Origin of the sequence: Burkholderia sp. AU17457, assembly GCF_002223255.1 — a bacterium.
GTDB classification, from domain to species: Bacteria; Pseudomonadota; Gammaproteobacteria; order Burkholderiales; family Burkholderiaceae; genus Burkholderia; species Burkholderia sola.
This window is the reverse complement of record NZ_NKFB01000003.1, coordinates 145,246-160,979: the sequence shown is the minus strand read 5'-3', so window position 1 is coordinate 160,979 and position 15,734 is coordinate 145,246. Positions and strand designations below refer to the sequence as shown.

The following is a 15,734-nucleotide window of genomic DNA, read 5'->3' as shown; positions in this document are numbered from 1 at the left end:
AACACGATTCCGCCGCGGCCGGCGCGCCGCCTTCGCAGCGTACGCATGGCGGCACCTCAGAATGCTTACGGAGCCCCCCATGCTTTCAAGACGCTACCTCGCGATGTGGTGCGCCGTGCTGCTGCTCGTCGCGGCGGCCGCGCTCGCGTCGGTCCACCTCCTCTCCTGGCTGTGGATCGCCATCCCCATCGCCCTCGTCGCGCTCGGCCTGTACGACCTGAACCAGGACCGCCACGCGATCCTGCGGAACTACCCGCTCTGGGGGCACTTCCGCTTCCTGTTCGAATTCATCCGACCTGAAATCCGCCAGTACTTCGTCGAGGACGACACCGACGAAAAACCGTTCTCGCGCGCGCAGCGCAGCCTCGTCTACCAGCGTGCGAAGAACGTCGCCGACAACCGTCCGTACGGCACCGAGCTGAACGTGAAGGCCGTCGCGCACGAATGGATCAGCCATTCGCTCGCGCCGACGAAACTGCCGAACCACGATTTCCGCATCCGCGTCGGCGCGAATCGCGCGCAACCGTACGACATTTCGATCTTCAACATCTCGGCGATGAGCTTCGGCTCGCTGTCCGCGAACGCGATCCGCTCGCTGAACCTCGGCGCGAAGAAAGGCGGCTTCGCGCACGATACCGGCGAAGGCTCGCTGTCGAAGTACCACCGCGAGAACGGCGGCGACATCATCTGGGAAATCGCATCCGGCTACTTCGGCTGCCGCAACGACGACGGCACGTTCAACCCCGACAAGTTCGCGAAGCAGGCCGCCGCTCCGCAGGTCAAGATGATCGAGGTGAAGCTGTCGCAGGGCGCGAAGCCCGGCCACGGCGGCGTACTGCCGGCCGCGAAGATCACGCCGGAAATCGCCGAGACGCGCGGCGTGCCGATGGGCAAGGACTGCATCTCGCCCGCGACGCACTCGGAATTCTCGACGCCGCGCGGGCTGCTCGAATTCGTCGAGCGGCTGCGCACGCTGTCCGGCGGCAAGCCGACCGGCTTCAAGCTGTGCATCGGCCATCCGTGGGAATTCTTCGGGATCGCGAAAGCGATGCTCGAGACGGGCATCGTGCCCGACTTCATCGTCGTCGACGGCGCGGAAGGCGGCACCGGCGCGGCGCCGCTCGAATTCACCGACCACGTCGGCGTGCCGCTGCAGGAAGGGCTGCTGCTCGTGCACAACACGCTCGTCGGGATCGGCGTGCGCGACCGCGTGAAGCTCGGCGCCAGCGGCAAGATCATCACCGCGTTCGACATCGCGCGCACGCTCGCGATCGGCGCGGACTGGGTGAACTCGGCGCGCGGCTTCATGTTCGCGGTCGGCTGCATCCAGGCGCAGCACTGCCACACCGACCGCTGCCCGACCGGCGTCGCGACGCAGGACCCGGTGCGTCAGCGCGCGCTCGTCGTGCCCGACAAGGCCGAGCGCGTCTACAACTTCCACCGCAATACGCTGCATGCGCTGCAGGAACTCGTGCAGGCGGCCGGCCTCGCGCATCCGTCCGAGCTGCGCGCGCATCACATCGTGCAGCGGGTCGCGCCGCACGAGGTGCGCCTGATGTCGCAACTGCTGAAATACCTGAAACCCGGTGCGCTGCTCGACGGCCACACCTGCGGCTTCTCGCTGTACGACAAGTGGTGGCCGATCGCGCGCAGCGATTCGTTCACGCTCGGCGAAGCCGTGTACGCATCGATCGAGTGACGCAAGCGGTCAGCCTGCTCCGGCGGCGGGCGGCCTGCGCCGCAAAAAGAAAAGCGCCCCGCGGGGCGCTTTTCTTTCGTCTGCCGAATGCGTGACGGCCGGGCCGCGGCTCAGTTCTGCGGCAGCGTATCGACGAACGACGGTCGTTGCTGCAGCTTCACGAAATGCTTGTCGAGGTTCGGGTGGCGATCGCGCCAGTCGAGCTCGGGCATCCGGAAGTCGAGATAGCCGAGCGCGCAGCCGAGTGCGATGTCGGCGAGCGTGTAATGATTGCCGACGCACCATGTCTTGCCGCCGAGGCCCTGCGACATCGCGACGAGCGCGTCGTCGATCTTGCGTTGCTGGCGCGCGATCCAGCTCGCGCTGCGCTGCGCTTCGTCGCGCATCGTGTGTTCGAGACGAATCGCGACAGCGGCGTCGAGCACGCCGTCGCCCAGTGCTTCCCAGCAGCGCACTTCGACGCGCTCGCGGCCCGACGGCGGAATCAGCTTGCCGACCGGCGACAGCGTATCGACGTATTCGCAGATCACGCGGGAATCGAACACCGCGGCACCATCCTCCATCACGAGGCACGGGACCTTGCCGAGCGGATTCGACGCATGAATGTTCGTGTCCGGCGCCCACACGTTCTCGAGCTCCAGCTTGTAGTCGATCTTCTTTTCAGCAAGCACGATCCGCGCCTTTCGGACGTACGGGCTGCTGAGCGAACCGATTAATTTCATCATCTGCCTTTTTAAGGGAACCGCCGAGAGTATACGTTGTCGTCGATCATAACCGGCCCGCGCGGCCGGGCAGAAAATCGCCCGTCCGGCCTGTGGAAGGTTTGCAACAGCCGCCGCCGAGCCCCGTCGGGCGGGCCTTCCAGCCGCCGCCCTGACGCGCGGCGTCCGGCGGCGCTACAATCGAACGATGAATGCGCCCCTCGATACCGCCATCGCCGTCGACGTCTACCGCCAGCGCCGTGAACGCGTGCTTGCCGCACTGCGTGCCGCGGGCGGCGGCGTCGCCATCGTCCCCACCGCGCCGGAAATGCTGCGCAACCGCGATACGGCCTACCCGTACCGGTTCGACAGCTACTTCCATTACCTGACGGGCTTCACCGAGCCGGATGCCGTGCTCGTGCTGAATGCGGCCGCGCCGCACGGCGCGCCGGAATCGATCCTGTTCTGCCGCGCCAAGAACGTCGACCGCGAGATCTGGGAAGGCTTTCACTACGGTCCCGACGCCGCGCGCGACGCGTTCGGCTTCGATGCGGCGTTCGCGACCGACGTGATCGACACCGAAATGCCGCGCCTGCTCGCCGATGCGGGCACCGTGCACTACCGGTTCGGCGCATCGGCCGAGTTCGAGCGCCAGCTCGCCGGCTGGATCGACGCGGTGCGCGCGCAGGCACGCACGGGCGTCGCTGCGCCGGACGCGCTGCTCGACCTCACGCCGCTGCTCGACGACATGCGGCTCGTGAAGGACGAACACGAACTCGCGATCATGACGCGCGCCGCGTACATCTCGGCGCTCGCGCACCGCCGCGCGATGCAGGTGTGCCGCCCCGGCATCCGCGAATACGAGCTCGAGGCCGAGCTGCTGTACCTGTTCCGCAAGCACGGCGCGCAAGCGCCCGCGTACGGGTCGATCGTCGCGGCCGGCGCGAATGCGTGCGTGCTGCACTACCCGGCCGGCAACGCGGCCGCGCGGGATGGCGACCTGATCCTGATCGACGCCGCGTGCGAACTCGACGGCTATGCGTCGGACATCACGCGCACGTTCCCGGCCAACGGCCGCTTCTCGCCCGCGCAGCGCACGCTGTACGACATCGTGCTCGCCGCGCAGCAGGCCGCGATCGACGCGACGCGCGCGGGCGTGCCGTTCGAGGCGCCGCACGACGCGGCGGTGCGCGTGCTCGCACAGGGGCTGCTCGACACCGGCATCATCCCGAAAACGCGCTTCTCGAACGTCGACGACGTGATCGCCGAGCGCGCATACACGCGCTTCTACATGCACCGCACGGGCCACTGGCTCGGCATGGACGTGCACGACTGCGGCGACTACCGCGAACGGCTCGCCGCGCGCGACGCGAACGGCGCGCTGCCGTGGCGCACGCTGAAGCCCGGCATGGCGCTGACCGTCGAGCCGGGCCTGTACGTGCGCGCGGCCGACGACGTGCCGCCCGAGTACTGGAACATCGGCATCCGCATCGAGGACGACGCGATCGTGCGCGAGCACGGCTGCGAACTGATCACGCGCGGCGTGCCGGTCGCGGCCGACGAGATCGAGGCGCTGATGCGCGCGGACGCATGACCGGCCGCCGACCGTTACCCCCGTTTCACGAATCAAGATGACGACCGCTTCCTCCCCGGCCACGCCGGATTACGACCTCGCCATCGTCGGCGCGGGCCCCGTCGGGCTCGCGCTCGCCGGCTGGCTCGCGCGCCGCAGCGCGACACAGCATGCATCGATCGCACTGATCGATGCGCGCGAACCGGCCGCGAGCGCGAACGACCCGCGCGCGATCGCCGTGTCGCACGGCAGCCGCGTGCTGCTCGACACGCTCGCGTGGCCCGCCGACGCCACGCCGATCGAACATATCCACGTATCGCAGCGCGGCCATTTCGGCCGTACGCTGATCGACCGCGACGAACACGCGCTCGCCGCGCTCGGCTACGTGGTGCGCTACGGCTCGATCGTGCAGGCGCTCGCGGGCGCCGTGCGCGGCACGCGCGTCGACTGGCTGACGTCGACCACCGCACGCGCGCCGCAGCAGGACGCCGACGGCGTCACGCTGACGCTCGACGGCCCGCAAGGCGAGCGCCCGCTGCGCGCGCGCATCGTCATCAACGCCGAAGGCGGGCTGTTCCACGAACAGCAGGCCGATGCAGGCAAGCATCGCCGCGACTACGGACAGACCGCGCTCGTCGGCACGGTCACGGTTTCGGCGCCGCGCCCGAACGTCGCGTGGGAACGCTTCACGCACGAAGGCCCGCTCGCGCTGCTGCCGCTCGGCGGGCCGCGTCAGGCCGACTACTCGCTCGTGTGGTGCTGCACGCCCGACGAAGCCGCGCGACGCGCCGCGCTACCCGACGACGCATTCCTGCGCGAGCTCGGCGGCGTGTTCGGCGAACGCATGGGCGCGTTCGTCGCGATCGCCGGGCGCGCATCGTTCCCGCTCGGCCTGAACGCCGCGCAGACGCTCGTCAGCGGCCGCGTCGCGGTCGTCGGCAATGCCGCGCAGACGCTGCACCCGGTGGCGGGCCAGGGGCTCAACCTCGGGCTGCGCGATGCGCACACGCTCGTCGACACGCTGTCCGCGCAAGGCTTCGAAGCGACCGCGCTCGCGACCTTCAACGCGCGCCGCGCGCTCGACCGGCGCTTCACGATCGGCGCGACCGACACGCTGGCGCGGCTGTTTACGACCGACACGGGCCCGCTTCCGCTGCTGCGCGGCGCGGCGCTCACCGCGCTCGAATTCGTGCCGCCGCTCAAGAAGGCGATCGCGCGCCAGATGATGTTCGGCCAGCGCAACTGACGCACGGCCGCACCGCATAGCCCGTCCGGGCAAACCAGGCAAACCGGGTCAAATCGGCGGGGCATGGGAATACGGTAAAATGCCCGTTTTCCGTCTTCCCTCCCCCTGCCCGCGCGCGTCGCGGGCGGCGCCATTGCGATGCCCGTTATCGGCCCTCACGTATTGCGTAACAACCTGTTCGTCGCCCCGATGGCCGGGGTGACGGATCGTCCGTTCCGCCAGCTGTGCAAACGGCTGGGGGCCGGTTACGCCGTGTCCGAGATGGTCGCGTCCAACGCGCAGCTGTGGAAAAGCGCGAAGACGATGCGGCGCGCGAACCACGAAGGCGAAGTCGAGCCGATCGCGGTGCAGATCGCCGGCGCCGATCCGGCGATGATGGCCGAAGCGGCCCGCTACAACGTCGACAACGGCGCGCAGATCATCGACATCAACATGGGCTGCCCGGCGAAGAAGGTCTGCAACGTCGCGGCCGGCTCCGCGCTGCTGCAGAACGAGCCGCTCGTGCAGCGGATCGTCGAGGCCGTCGTCGCGGCGGTCGGCACCGGGCCCGACGCGGTGCCCGTCACGCTGAAGATCCGCACCGGCTGGGACCGCGAGCACAAGAACGCGATCACGGTCGCGCGCCTGGCCGAAGCGGCCGGCATTTCGATGCTCACCGTGCACGGCCGCACGCGCGCCGACCTGTACCGCGGCGACGCCGAGTACGACACCATCGCGGCCGTGAAGGCGGCCGTACGCATTCCGGTCGTCGCGAACGGCGACATCACGTCGCCCGCCAAGGCGAAGGCCGTGCTCGATGCAACCGGCGCCGACGCGCTGATGATCGGTCGCGCCGCGCAAGGCCGGCCGTGGCTGTTCCGCGAAATCGATCATTTCCTGCAAACCGGCGAACTGCTGCCCCCGCCGCGGATCGACGAGATCCAGCACGTGATGAACGAACACCTGGAAGACCACTACGCTTTCTATGGCGAATTCACCGGCGTCCGTACTGCGCGCAAGCACATCGGCTGGTACACTCGCGGCCTTTCCGGTGCCAACGGGTTCCGGCACCGAATGAACACGCTCGATTCCACCCGCGAGCAGCTCGCCGCCGTCAATGCATTCTTCGAGGCGCAAAAGGCGCTGTCGGACCACCTCGTCTACGTCGATGACGATGCGGAAAACAGCCAGGGCGAGTCGGACGACCATAACCAGTTAGCAGCATGAGCAAGCACAACATCGAACAATGTGTCCGCGAGAGCCTGGACGTGTATTTCCGGGATCTAGACGGCTCCAATCCGCACGACGTCTATGAAATGGTGATGTCCTGCGTCGAAAAGCCGATGCTCGAGGTCGTGCTCGTACAGGCCGGCGGCAACCAGTCGCTCGCCGCCGAGTACCTCGGCATCAATCGCAATACGCTGCGCAAGAAGCTGCAGCAGCACGGCCTGCTGTAGGCGGCCGTCCCGTCCCCGTTTCCCTGGCTATTGGTGGTTCCATCATGATCAAGCAAGCGCTCATTTCCGTTTCCGACAAGACCGGCATCGTCGACTTCGCGAAGTCGCTGTCCGACCTCGGCGTCAAGCTGCTGTCGACGGGCGGCACCGCGAAACTCCTCGCCGACGCCGGCCTGCCCGTGACCGAAGTGGCCGACTACACCGGCTTCCCGGAAATGCTCGATGGGCGCGTGAAGACGCTGCACCCGAAGGTGCACGGCGGCATCCTCGCCCGCCGCGACCTGCCCGAGCACATGCAGGCGCTGGAGCAGCACGGCATCCCGACGATCGACCTGCTGGTCGTGAACCTGTATCCGTTCGTCGCGACGATCGCGAAGGACGACTGCACGCTCGCCGACGCGATCGAGAACATCGACATCGGCGGCCCGACGATGCTGCGCTCGGCCGCGAAGAACCACCGCGACGTGACGGTCGTCGTCGACCCGGCCGACTACGCGGTCGTGCTCGATGAAATGAAGGCGAACGGCAACACCATCGGCTACCCGACCAACTTCCGCCTCGCGACGAAGGTATTCGCGCACACCGCGCAATACGACGGCGCGATCACGAACTACCTGACGAGCCTGACCGACGAGCTGCAGCACGCATCGCGCAGCGCGTACCCGGCCACGCTCAACATGGCGTTCGACAAGGTGCAGGACCTGCGCTACGGCGAGAACCCGCACCAGAGCGCGGCGTTCTACCGCGACCTCGCGACGCCGGCCGGCGCGCTGGCGAACTACCGTCAGCTGCAGGGCAAGGAACTGTCGTACAACAACATCGCGGATTCGGACGCGGCGTGGGAATGCGTGAAGACGTTCGACGCGCCGGCCTGCGTGATCATCAAGCATGCGAACCCGTGCGGCGTCGCCGTCGGCAACGACTCGGCCGACGCGTATGCGAAGGCGTTCCAGACCGACCCGACCTCCGCGTTCGGCGGCATCATCGCGTTCAACCGCGAAGTCGACGAAGCGGCCGCGCAAGCCGTCGCGAAGCAGTTCGTCGAAGTGCTGATCGCGCCGTCGTTCACGGACGCCGCGAAGCAGGTGTTCGCCGCGAAGCAGAACGTGCGCCTGCTCGAGATCGCACTCGGCGACGGCCATAACGCATTCGACCTGAAGCGCGTCGGCGGCGGCCTGCTCGTGCAGTCGCTCGATTCGCGCAACGTGCAACCGAGCGAGCTGCGCGTCGTCACGAAGCGCCAGCCGACCGCGAAGGAAATGGACGACCTGCTGTTCGCCTGGCGCGTCGCGAAGTACGTGAAGTCGAACGCGATCGTGTTCTGCGGCAACGGCATGACGCTCGGCGTCGGCGCCGGCCAGATGAGCCGCGTCGATTCCGCGCGCATCGCAAGCATCAAGGCGCAGAACGCGGGCCTGACGCTCGCCGGTTCGGCGGTCGCGTCGGATGCGTTCTTCCCGTTCCGTGACGGCCTCGACGTCGTCGTGGCGGCCGGCGCGACCTGCGTGATCCAGCCGGGCGGCTCGATGCGCGACGACGAAGTGATCGCGGCGGCCGACGAGCACGGCATCGCGATGGTCCTGACGGGCGTGCGCCACTTCCGTCACTGATCGCGGCATGCGGCCCGCGCGGCCGCTGCACGAGAACCCGGCGGCCTCACTCCCGCCGGGTTTTTTATTGCGCGGCGCCGTCGCGCACGACCGGGCGACCGGCTTGCCGCACCATTCGTTGTAGTATCGCTGCATCACGCCATTCTCCTCACTCATGCGAATTCTCGGCATCGACCCCGGCCTGCGCGTCACCGGCTTCGGCGTCATCGACGTCAGCGGCCACCGGCTCGCCTATGTCACGAGCGGCGTGATCCGCACGCCGACGGCCGACCTGGCCACCCGGCTCGGCACGATCTTCCAGGGCGTCTCGACGATCGTGCGCGAACACGCGCCCGACCAGGCCGCGATCGAAAAGGTGTTCGTCAACGTGAACCCGCAGTCGACGCTGCTGCTCGGCCAGGCGCGCGGCGCCGCGATCTGCGGGCTCGTCGCGGGCGGGCTGCCGGTCGCCGAATACACGGCGCTGCAGCTCAAGCAGGCCGTGGTCGGCTACGGCCGCGCAACCAAGACGCAGATGCAGGAAATGGTCACGCGGCTGCTCAACCTGTCCGGCCAGCCGGGCTCCGACGCCGCCGACGCGCTCGGCATGGCGATCTGCCACGCGCACGGCGGCGACACGCTCAGCACGCTCGGCGGCCTCGCACCGGCGCTCGCGCAGAAAGGGCTGCGCGTGCGGCGCGGCAGGCTCGTCGGCTGACGCCGGCCGCGCGCCGCGGCACGTACGTCGGCTCGACTGCGTCGGCCGCTTTGGCTGCATCGGCCGGCTCGACCGTTCTACCCACGCCCGACACGCCCGCGACACGCGCCGCTTCGGCCTGACGGCCGCGCCCATCGGCATTGCGCCGCGCGTGCGCTACACTCGCGCTTTCTTCCTCGCATCCCGTCCTCCATGATCGGTCGCATCGCCGGCATCCTGCTCGAAAAGAACCCGCCTCATCTGCTCGTCGACTGCAACGGCGTCGGCTACGAAATCGACGTGCCGATGAGCACCTTCTACAATCTGCCGCAAACGGGCGAGCGCATCGTGCTGCTCACGCAGCAGATCGTCCGCGAGGACGCGCATCTGCTGTACGGCTTCCTGACGCCGCAGGAGCGCACGACCTTCCGCGAACTGCTGAAGATCACCGGCATCGGCGCGCGCATGGCGCTCGCCGTGCTGTCCGGCATGAGCGTGCAGGAGCTTGCTCAGGCCGTGACGATGCAGGACGCCGCCCGCCTCACGCGGCTGCCCGGCATCGGCAAGAAGACGGCCGAGCGCCTGCTGCTCGAACTGAAGGGCAAGCTCGGCGCCGATCTCGGCGCGCTCGCCGGCGCCGCGTCGCCGTCCGACCATGCGACCGACATCCTCAACGCGCTGCTGGCGCTCGGCTACTCCGAGAAGGAAGGCCTGGCCGCGATCAAGAACGTGCCGGCCGGCACCGGAGTGTCCGAAGGCATCAAGCTCGCGCTGAAGGCGCTGTCGAAGGCGTAACGCGGTCGATCCGGCCGTCGAAGCCAGTGTCGCGCCGCCGCGCGGCGCCCGCCAGTCGGCCGTTCGGCCAGGTGGTTCGGGCGCCGTCGCGCGGTACAATGACCGCATGATTGAAACCGACAAACTCGCCACCGAACAGCGGATCATCGCCGCCACGCCCGCCTCGTCGCACGAGGAGGTGTTCGAACGTGCGTTGCGGCCGCGCCAGCTCGACGACTACGTCGGTCAGGAAAAGGTGCGCGGCCAGCTCGAGATCTTCATCGAAGCCGCGAAGCGCCGCGCCGAGCCGCTCGACCACGTGCTGCTGTTCGGGCCGCCGGGTCTCGGCAAGACGACGCTCGCACACATCATCGCGCGCGAGATGGGCGTGAACCTGCGCCAGACGTCGGGCCCCGTGCTCGAGCGCGCGGGCGATCTCGCCGCGCTGCTGACGAACCTCGAAGCGAACGACGTGCTGTTCATCGACGAGATCCACCGGCTGTCGCCGGTCGTCGAGGAAATCCTGTATCCGGCGCTCGAGGATTACCAGATCGACATCATGATCGGCGAAGGCCCGGCCGCGCGCAGCGTGAAGCTCGACCTGCAGCCGTTCACGCTGGTCGGCGCGACCACCCGCGCGGGCATGCTGACCAATCCGCTGCGCGATCGTTTCGGGATCGTCGCGCGCCTCGAGTTCTACGACGCCGAACAACTGTCGCGCATCGTGCGGCGTTCGGCGTCGCTGCTGAATGCGCAGATCGATCCGAACGGCGCGCTGGAAATCGCGAAGCGCTCGCGCGGCACGCCGCGGATCGCGAACCGGCTGCTGCGCCGCGTGCGCGACTTCGCGGAAGTAAAGGCCGACGGCCAGATCACCGCGGCCGTTGCCGACGCCGCGCTCGCGATGCTCGACGTCGATCCGGTCGGCTTCGACCTGATGGACCGCAAGCTGCTCGAAGCGATCCTGTACAAGTTCGACGGCGGCCCGGTCGGCATCGACAACCTCGCGGCGGCGATCGGCGAAGAGCGCGACACGATCGAGGACGTGCTCGAACCATACCTGATCCAGCAGGGCTTCCTGCAGCGCACGCCGCGCGGGCGCGTCGCGACGCTGCTCACGTATCGCCACTTCGGGCTGTCGGTACCCGATGCCCGCCGCACCGAACGCGACGAGTGGGATACCCCGGACGGGAAGTAATCCGTCGCCCGAGCCGCACCCGCCATGACGACGCCGCCCAGCCGCCACCCCACCACCGTGCCGGGCCCGCGCTGGGCGGAGCCGATCCGCAAGCGGCTCGTGGCCGGCATCACGCACCTGACGGCCGGCGGCGGCGGCCCGTCGATCGATCTCTCTTCGCCGCCTGGCGACCCGGGGCTGTTCGGCCCCGACGCCGTGTGCTGGCGCGTGCATGCCGATTTCACGTCGATGATGACGGGCGGCATCGCCGCGCTGCTGCTGCAGGCGCTCCACCCGCTCGCGCTCGCGGGCGTCTGGGATCATTCGTCGTTCCGCACCGACATCTTCGGCCGCTTGCGGCGCACCGCCACGTTCATCACGGGAACGACGTTCGGCAGCCGCGCGGACGCGCTCGCGCTGATCGAGCGCGTGAAAGCGATCCACGCGCACATCTCGGGCAGCGCGCCGGACGGACGGCCCTACCGCGCCGACGATCCCGCGCTGCTGACCTGGGTGCATGTCGCGGAAGTGTCGAGCTTCCTCGCCGCGCATCTGCGTTACGTGAATCCGGCGCTGTCTGGCGAACTGCAAGACCGCTATTACGCGGAGACGGCGCTGATCGCCGAGTTGCTGGGCGCCCGCGAGGTGCCGCGTTCGCGCGCCGAGGTGGCCGCCTATCTCGCACGCATGCTGCCCGAACTCGAAGCCGGGCCGCGTACGTTCGACGTGATGTCCATCCTGCTGAACGTGCCGGTCGCGAAGCCGGCGCTGCGGCCGGCCGCGTCGCTGGTGATGCATGCCGGGATCGACCTGCTGCCGCCGTGGGCGCAGCGCATGCTCGGCGTGTCGACGTTCGCGCCGTTGCGGCGCGCGGTGGTCCGGCCCGGCATACGCGCGGTCGCGCCCATACTGCGCTGGGCGCTCGTGAACGGCGCGTCGAAGCGTGCGCGCCGCCGCGCGACGGCCTCCCCGTCCGACGGCACTCCGTCTGCCTGACGATCCGTTTATTCCGATCATTTCAATTTGCCGTCAAATAGCTGTGACAAGCTGACGGGCTTGCACCCGCGCGCGCTCGCACGGTCTGCTCGTCACCGATGTCCAGTGACCCGCGCGACGTCCCGCCCACCGACCAACCCCCGATGCCCGCGATGCCACGCCTGCCGATCCGTTTCGCCGTTGCCGCCAGCCTGTCCACCGTCTTCGCCCTCGCCGCGTGTGGAGGCGACGATGTCGCCGCCGTCGCGCGCATGGACGCACAACCGCCGTCCGGCGACACGACAACCGCACCGGCCCCCACGCCGCCCGCGGCCAACCCGCCGCAACCGGGCCAGTGGAAAGCCGCCCGCGCCGGCGACCTGATCGACGTGACGCTCGGCGATCTTCATCCGACGCAGGGCGCGATCGGCTACGACCAGATCTACTACAAGCTCGGCCGCTACGAACGGCAGCCCGACAAGAAGTTCGACGACTTCTGCGCGGACGAAGGCCTCGGCGGCATCGCATCGAGCGGCTACACGGCCCGATCGTCGCTGCACGAGCCGGCCAGCTACACGTGCGCGACGACCGACGCGAACGGCCGCGACCGCTCGGTGCTGAACCCCGTCGTGATCGGCCCGAACGGCGATGCGCTGTACCTGACCGACGGCCACCACGGCCTGTCGACTTACTACGAGACGCCCGACGGCGGCCCGGCGCTGCACGTGCACGTCGTCGTCAAGGACAACCTCAGCGACTACTCGGGCGACGCGTTCTGGCAGCAGATGCAAAGCCGCGGCTATCTGCGCCTGAAGAACGGCGAAGGCAAGCCGATCACGACCGCGCAACTGCCGACCGGCCTCGGCCTGACACTCGGGATGACGAACGACCGCTATCGGTCGCTCGTCTATTTCACGCGCGACATCGGCTACAGCAAACCCGCACAAGCGACCGACTACCTCGAGTTCTACTGGGCCGACTGGCTGCGCGCGCAGCCGGGCACGTTCGCGCTGGCCGGCTACGACCTGACGCGGCCCGGCGCGACCGATCCCGATCCGGCGAAGGCCGACACAGGCTACCTGAATGCGGTCTGGCATGCGTCGACGCGGATGGTCGCGGCCACGGACCCCGTGATCGACGGCAAGACGGGCGCCGACCTCGGGCGCGCCGATGCGATCAACGGCGGGAAGAAATACAGCAAGGGGGAATTCGACAAGCTGCGCCAGCCGATCACGGCCGACAAGCCCGGCAAGATCGCATACGCGCTCGACTACAAGACACGCCACGGGCTGCCGCGGTAGGCGTCACACCGGAGGGAACGGAACCCCGGCCCGACCGTGCCGGACGGCGGGGCCCGCGTGCTCAGAGCACCTTGCGGTACCCGTCGTCGTCGCTCGCGGCTTCGAGATGCGACACGTCGGCCCACTGCACGACCTGCGCGCGGCCATCCACGTAATCGACGACGTTGATGCTGGTGTTGAGCAACGGATAGTTGCGCGGCGCCGACAGCTCGATCCCGTTCGCGAAGCGATACACGCAATCGAGCACGCCGCCGTGCGCGACGCACGCGATCCGGCCGCCCGGATGCGCGGCGACGATCGGTTCGAGCGCATGCAGCACGCGGTGATAGAACGCACGCTGCGACTCGCCGCCCTCCGGCGCGAAGCCGGGATCGCGCGTCTGCCACGCCGCATACGCGTCCGGAAACAGCGCCTCGATCTCGGTGCTGTCGTGCCCCTGGAACGCGCCGTACGAGCGTTCGCGCAACCCTTCGCGCAGCAGCAGCGGCAGCCCGAGCACATCGGCGAACGGTTGGGCGGTCTGTTGCGCGCGCATCAGGTCGCTCGAATACACCGCGTCGATCCGCGCGCCGTCGCGCGCCTCCCGGCCAAGCCGTGCAGCCAGCCGCTGCGCCTGCGCGAGCCCCGTGTCGGCCAGCGGGATGTCGATATGCCCCTGGATGCGCTTGATGCGGTTCCAGGCCGTCTCGCCATGGCGGATGAAAAGAACCTGCGTGGTGGCCATCGCGGCGCGTCTCCGGGGAAGAATCAGGGCCGCACTTGCAGCCAGAACGTCACGGGGCCGTCGTTGACGAGCGACACCTGCATGTCCGCGCCGAACTCGCCCGTCTCGACGATCGGGTGCCGCATACGCGCGGCCGCGACGAAATAGTCGAACAGCCGCGCGCCTTCGTCGGGCGGCGCGGCCGGCGTGAAGCTCGGACGCAGCCCGCTGTTGGTATCGGCCGCGAGCGTGAACTGCGACACGAGCAGCAGGCCGCCTGCACGACCTTCGCCGTCGATGTTCGATACCGGCAGGTTCATCTTGCCGGCTGCGTCGCTGAACACGCGGTAGCCGAGCAGCTTCGCGAGCAGCTTGTCGGCCGCGGCCTCGGTATCGCCGCGCTCCGCGCAGACGAGCGCGAGCAGGCCCGCGCCGATCTCGCCCGTCGTCCGGCCGCCGACGCGCACGTCGGCGCGCGTCACGCGCTGGATCAGCGCGATCATGCGGTCAGCGTGACGCGTGCGAAGCGGCGCTTGCCGACCTGCACGACGAACTCGCCGGCCTCGACCTTCAGGCCCTTGTCCGACACGGTCGCGCCGTCGATCTTCACGCCACCCTGCTCGATGTTACGCAGCGCTTCGCTCGTCGACGGCACGAGGCCCGCCTGCTTCAGCAACTGCCCGATCGCGAGCGGCGCGCCGGCCAGCGTGACCGACGGAATGTCGTCCGGCACGCCGCCCTTCGCGCGGTGGTTGAAGTCCTCGAGTGCGCGCTCGGCGTCGGCCTGCGAATGGAATCGCGCGACGATTTCCTGGGCGAGCAGCACCTTGAAGTCGCGCGGGTTGCGGCCGCCTTCGGCCTCGCGCTTGAAGCCGGCGATTTCATCGAGGCTGCGGAACGACAGCAGCTCGAAGTAACGCCACATCAGCGTGTCCGAGATGCTCATCAGCTTGCCGAACATGTCGGTCGGCTTCTCGCTGATGCCGACGTAGTTGCCCTTCGACTTCGACATCTTCTCGACGCCGTCGAGGCCTTCGAGCAGCGGCATCGTCAGGATGCACTGCTGTTCCTGGCCGTACTGCTTCTGCAGTTCGCGGCCGACCAGCAGGTTGAACTTCTGGTCGGTGCCGCCGAGTTCGAGGTCGGCGTTCAGCGCGACCGAATCGTAGCCCTGCATCAGCGGGTACAGGAATTCGTGGATCGAGATCGGCACGCCGCCCTGGAAGCGCTTCGTGAAATCCTCGCGCTCGAGGATCCGCGCGACCGTGTAGCGCGACGCGAGCTTGATCATCCCGTCCGCGCCGAGCGGCATCGACCATTCGCTGTTGTAGCGGATCTCAGTCTTGTCACGATCGAGCACGAGCGCGGCCTGCTCGAAGTAGGTCTTCGCGTTCGATTCGATCTGCTCGCGCGTGAGCGGCGGACGCGTCGCGTTGCGGCCAGACGGGTCGCCGATCAGCGACGTGAAATCACCGATCAGGAAGATCACCGTATGGCCGAGGTCCTGCAACTGGCGCATCTTGTTCAGCACGACCGTATGGCCGATGTGGATGTCCGGTGCGGTCGGATCGAGGCCGAGCTTGATGCGAAGCGGCGTGCCGGTGGCCGCGCTGCGCGCGAGCTTCTGCGCGAACTCTTCCTCGATCAGCAGCTCGTCGACGCCGCGCTTCGTGACGGCGAGCGCATGCCGGACTTCGTCGGTGATCGGGAAAACGGGCTTGGAACTGGGTTCGGTGCTCATCGGTGCCAGGAAGAATGTCGCAAAAACAGGGATTTTCCCATAACTTGCGCGCGCATCGCTTAACGACGCGTCACGTTACGCGGATAATCGGGCGCAAGGCGCGCGGGACCGGCCCGCGCCGC

The 15,734-nt window shown here is 68.4% G+C and carries 15 protein-coding genes; 11 read left to right on the top strand and 4 right to left on the bottom strand.

Translation table 11 applies throughout. The features are described from left to right. The first annotated feature begins 79 nt into the window (after nt 1-79). A complete protein-coding gene (locus CFB49_RS03090; RefSeq protein WP_089490675.1) occupies nt 80-1,699 on the top strand; it encodes an FMN-binding glutamate synthase family protein in 1,620 nt (539 codons plus the stop codon). A 110-nt stretch (nt 1,700-1,809) separates the two neighbouring features. Here CFB49_RS03090 and CFB49_RS03085 read toward each other — a convergent pair whose 3' ends face one another. Further along, complete coding sequence (locus CFB49_RS03085) at nt 1,810-2,421, bottom strand: glutathione S-transferase family protein (protein WP_089435312.1); 612 nt, start codon at nt 2,419-2,421, stop codon at nt 1,810-1,812. Nucleotides 2,422-2,608: 187 nt separating this feature from the next. Here CFB49_RS03085 and CFB49_RS03080 point away from each other — a divergent pair, with 187 nt between their 5' ends. The 10 genes from CFB49_RS03080 (at nt 2,609) to CFB49_RS03035 (ending at nt 13,168) form a co-directional block, all read left to right on the top strand. Continuing rightward, complete coding sequence (locus CFB49_RS03080) at nt 2,609-3,994, top strand: aminopeptidase P N-terminal domain-containing protein (protein WP_089490674.1); 1,386 nt, start codon at nt 2,609-2,611, stop codon at nt 3,992-3,994. A gap of 37 nt (nt 3,995-4,031) precedes the next feature. Next, nucleotides 4,032-5,219, top strand: coding sequence for a UbiH/UbiF/VisC/COQ6 family ubiquinone biosynthesis hydroxylase (locus tag CFB49_RS03075; RefSeq protein ID WP_089490673.1), 1,188 nt, complete (start codon nt 4,032-4,034; stop codon nt 5,217-5,219). 138 nt (nt 5,220-5,357) lie between these two features. Continuing rightward, entirely contained in the window at nt 5,358-6,425 is a 1,068-nt protein-coding gene (dusB, locus tag CFB49_RS03070; RefSeq protein WP_069616741.1) for a tRNA dihydrouridine synthase DusB, read from the top strand. Continuing rightward, nucleotides 6,422-6,655, top strand: a complete 234-nt coding sequence (locus CFB49_RS03065) for a Fis family transcriptional regulator (protein ID WP_006476892.1) — start codon at nt 6,422-6,424, stop codon at nt 6,653-6,655. Before dusB ends, CFB49_RS03065 begins: the two co-directional genes overlap by 4 nt. 44 nt (nt 6,656-6,699) lie before the next feature. Continuing rightward, on the top strand, nt 6,700-8,265 hold the full coding sequence (purH, locus tag CFB49_RS03060; RefSeq protein WP_050013802.1) for a bifunctional phosphoribosylaminoimidazolecarboxamide formyltransferase/IMP cyclohydrolase: 1,566 nt from the start codon (nt 6,700-6,702) through the stop codon (nt 8,263-8,265). A 154-nt stretch (nt 8,266-8,419) separates the two neighbouring features. Further along, nucleotides 8,420-8,962: a crossover junction endodeoxyribonuclease RuvC gene (gene ruvC, locus CFB49_RS03055; RefSeq protein ID WP_069616742.1), complete on the top strand. Its 543-nt coding sequence runs from the start codon at nt 8,420-8,422 to the stop codon at nt 8,960-8,962. 192 nt (nt 8,963-9,154) lie between these two features. Next, nucleotides 9,155-9,736, top strand: a complete 582-nt coding sequence (ruvA, locus tag CFB49_RS03050; RefSeq protein ID WP_031402135.1) for a Holliday junction branch migration protein RuvA — start codon at nt 9,155-9,157, stop codon at nt 9,734-9,736. Between the two features lie 106 nt (nt 9,737-9,842). After that, the gene (gene ruvB / locus CFB49_RS03045; protein ID WP_089434552.1) at nt 9,843-10,913 is read left to right on the top strand and encodes a Holliday junction branch migration DNA helicase RuvB; all 1,071 of its coding nucleotides are present in this window, start codon (nt 9,843-9,845) and stop codon (nt 10,911-10,913) included. Nucleotides 10,914-10,937: 24 nt separating this feature from the next. Beyond that, nucleotides 10,938-11,888 (top strand): oxygenase MpaB family protein, encoded by a 951-nt coding sequence (locus tag CFB49_RS03040; protein ID WP_089434551.1) that lies wholly within the window; start codon nt 10,938-10,940, stop codon nt 11,886-11,888. 152 nt (nt 11,889-12,040) lie between these two features. Beyond that, on the top strand, nt 12,041-13,168 hold the full coding sequence (locus tag CFB49_RS03035; RefSeq protein WP_089490672.1) for a ParB/Srx family N-terminal domain-containing protein: 1,128 nt from the start codon (nt 12,041-12,043) through the stop codon (nt 13,166-13,168). 61 nt (nt 13,169-13,229) lie between these two features. Here the strand turns inward: CFB49_RS03035 and CFB49_RS03030 are convergent, their stop codons facing one another. Genes CFB49_RS03030 through tyrS form a run of 3 tightly spaced genes read right to left on the bottom strand, consistent with a single transcriptional unit; the run spans nt 13,230 to nt 15,612 of the window. Further along, entirely contained in the window at nt 13,230-13,892 is a 663-nt protein-coding gene (locus CFB49_RS03030) for a histidine phosphatase family protein (protein ID WP_089434550.1), read from the bottom strand. Between the two features lie 23 nt (nt 13,893-13,915). Beyond that, on the bottom strand, nt 13,916-14,374 hold the full coding sequence (gene dtd / locus CFB49_RS03025; protein WP_069616746.1) for a D-aminoacyl-tRNA deacylase: 459 nt from the start codon (nt 14,372-14,374) through the stop codon (nt 13,916-13,918). Further along, complete coding sequence (gene tyrS, locus CFB49_RS03020; protein WP_059581097.1) at nt 14,371-15,612, bottom strand: tyrosine--tRNA ligase; 1,242 nt, start codon at nt 15,610-15,612, stop codon at nt 14,371-14,373. Before tyrS ends, dtd begins: the two co-directional genes overlap by 4 nt. Nucleotides 15,613-15,734 lie beyond the last annotated feature (122 nt).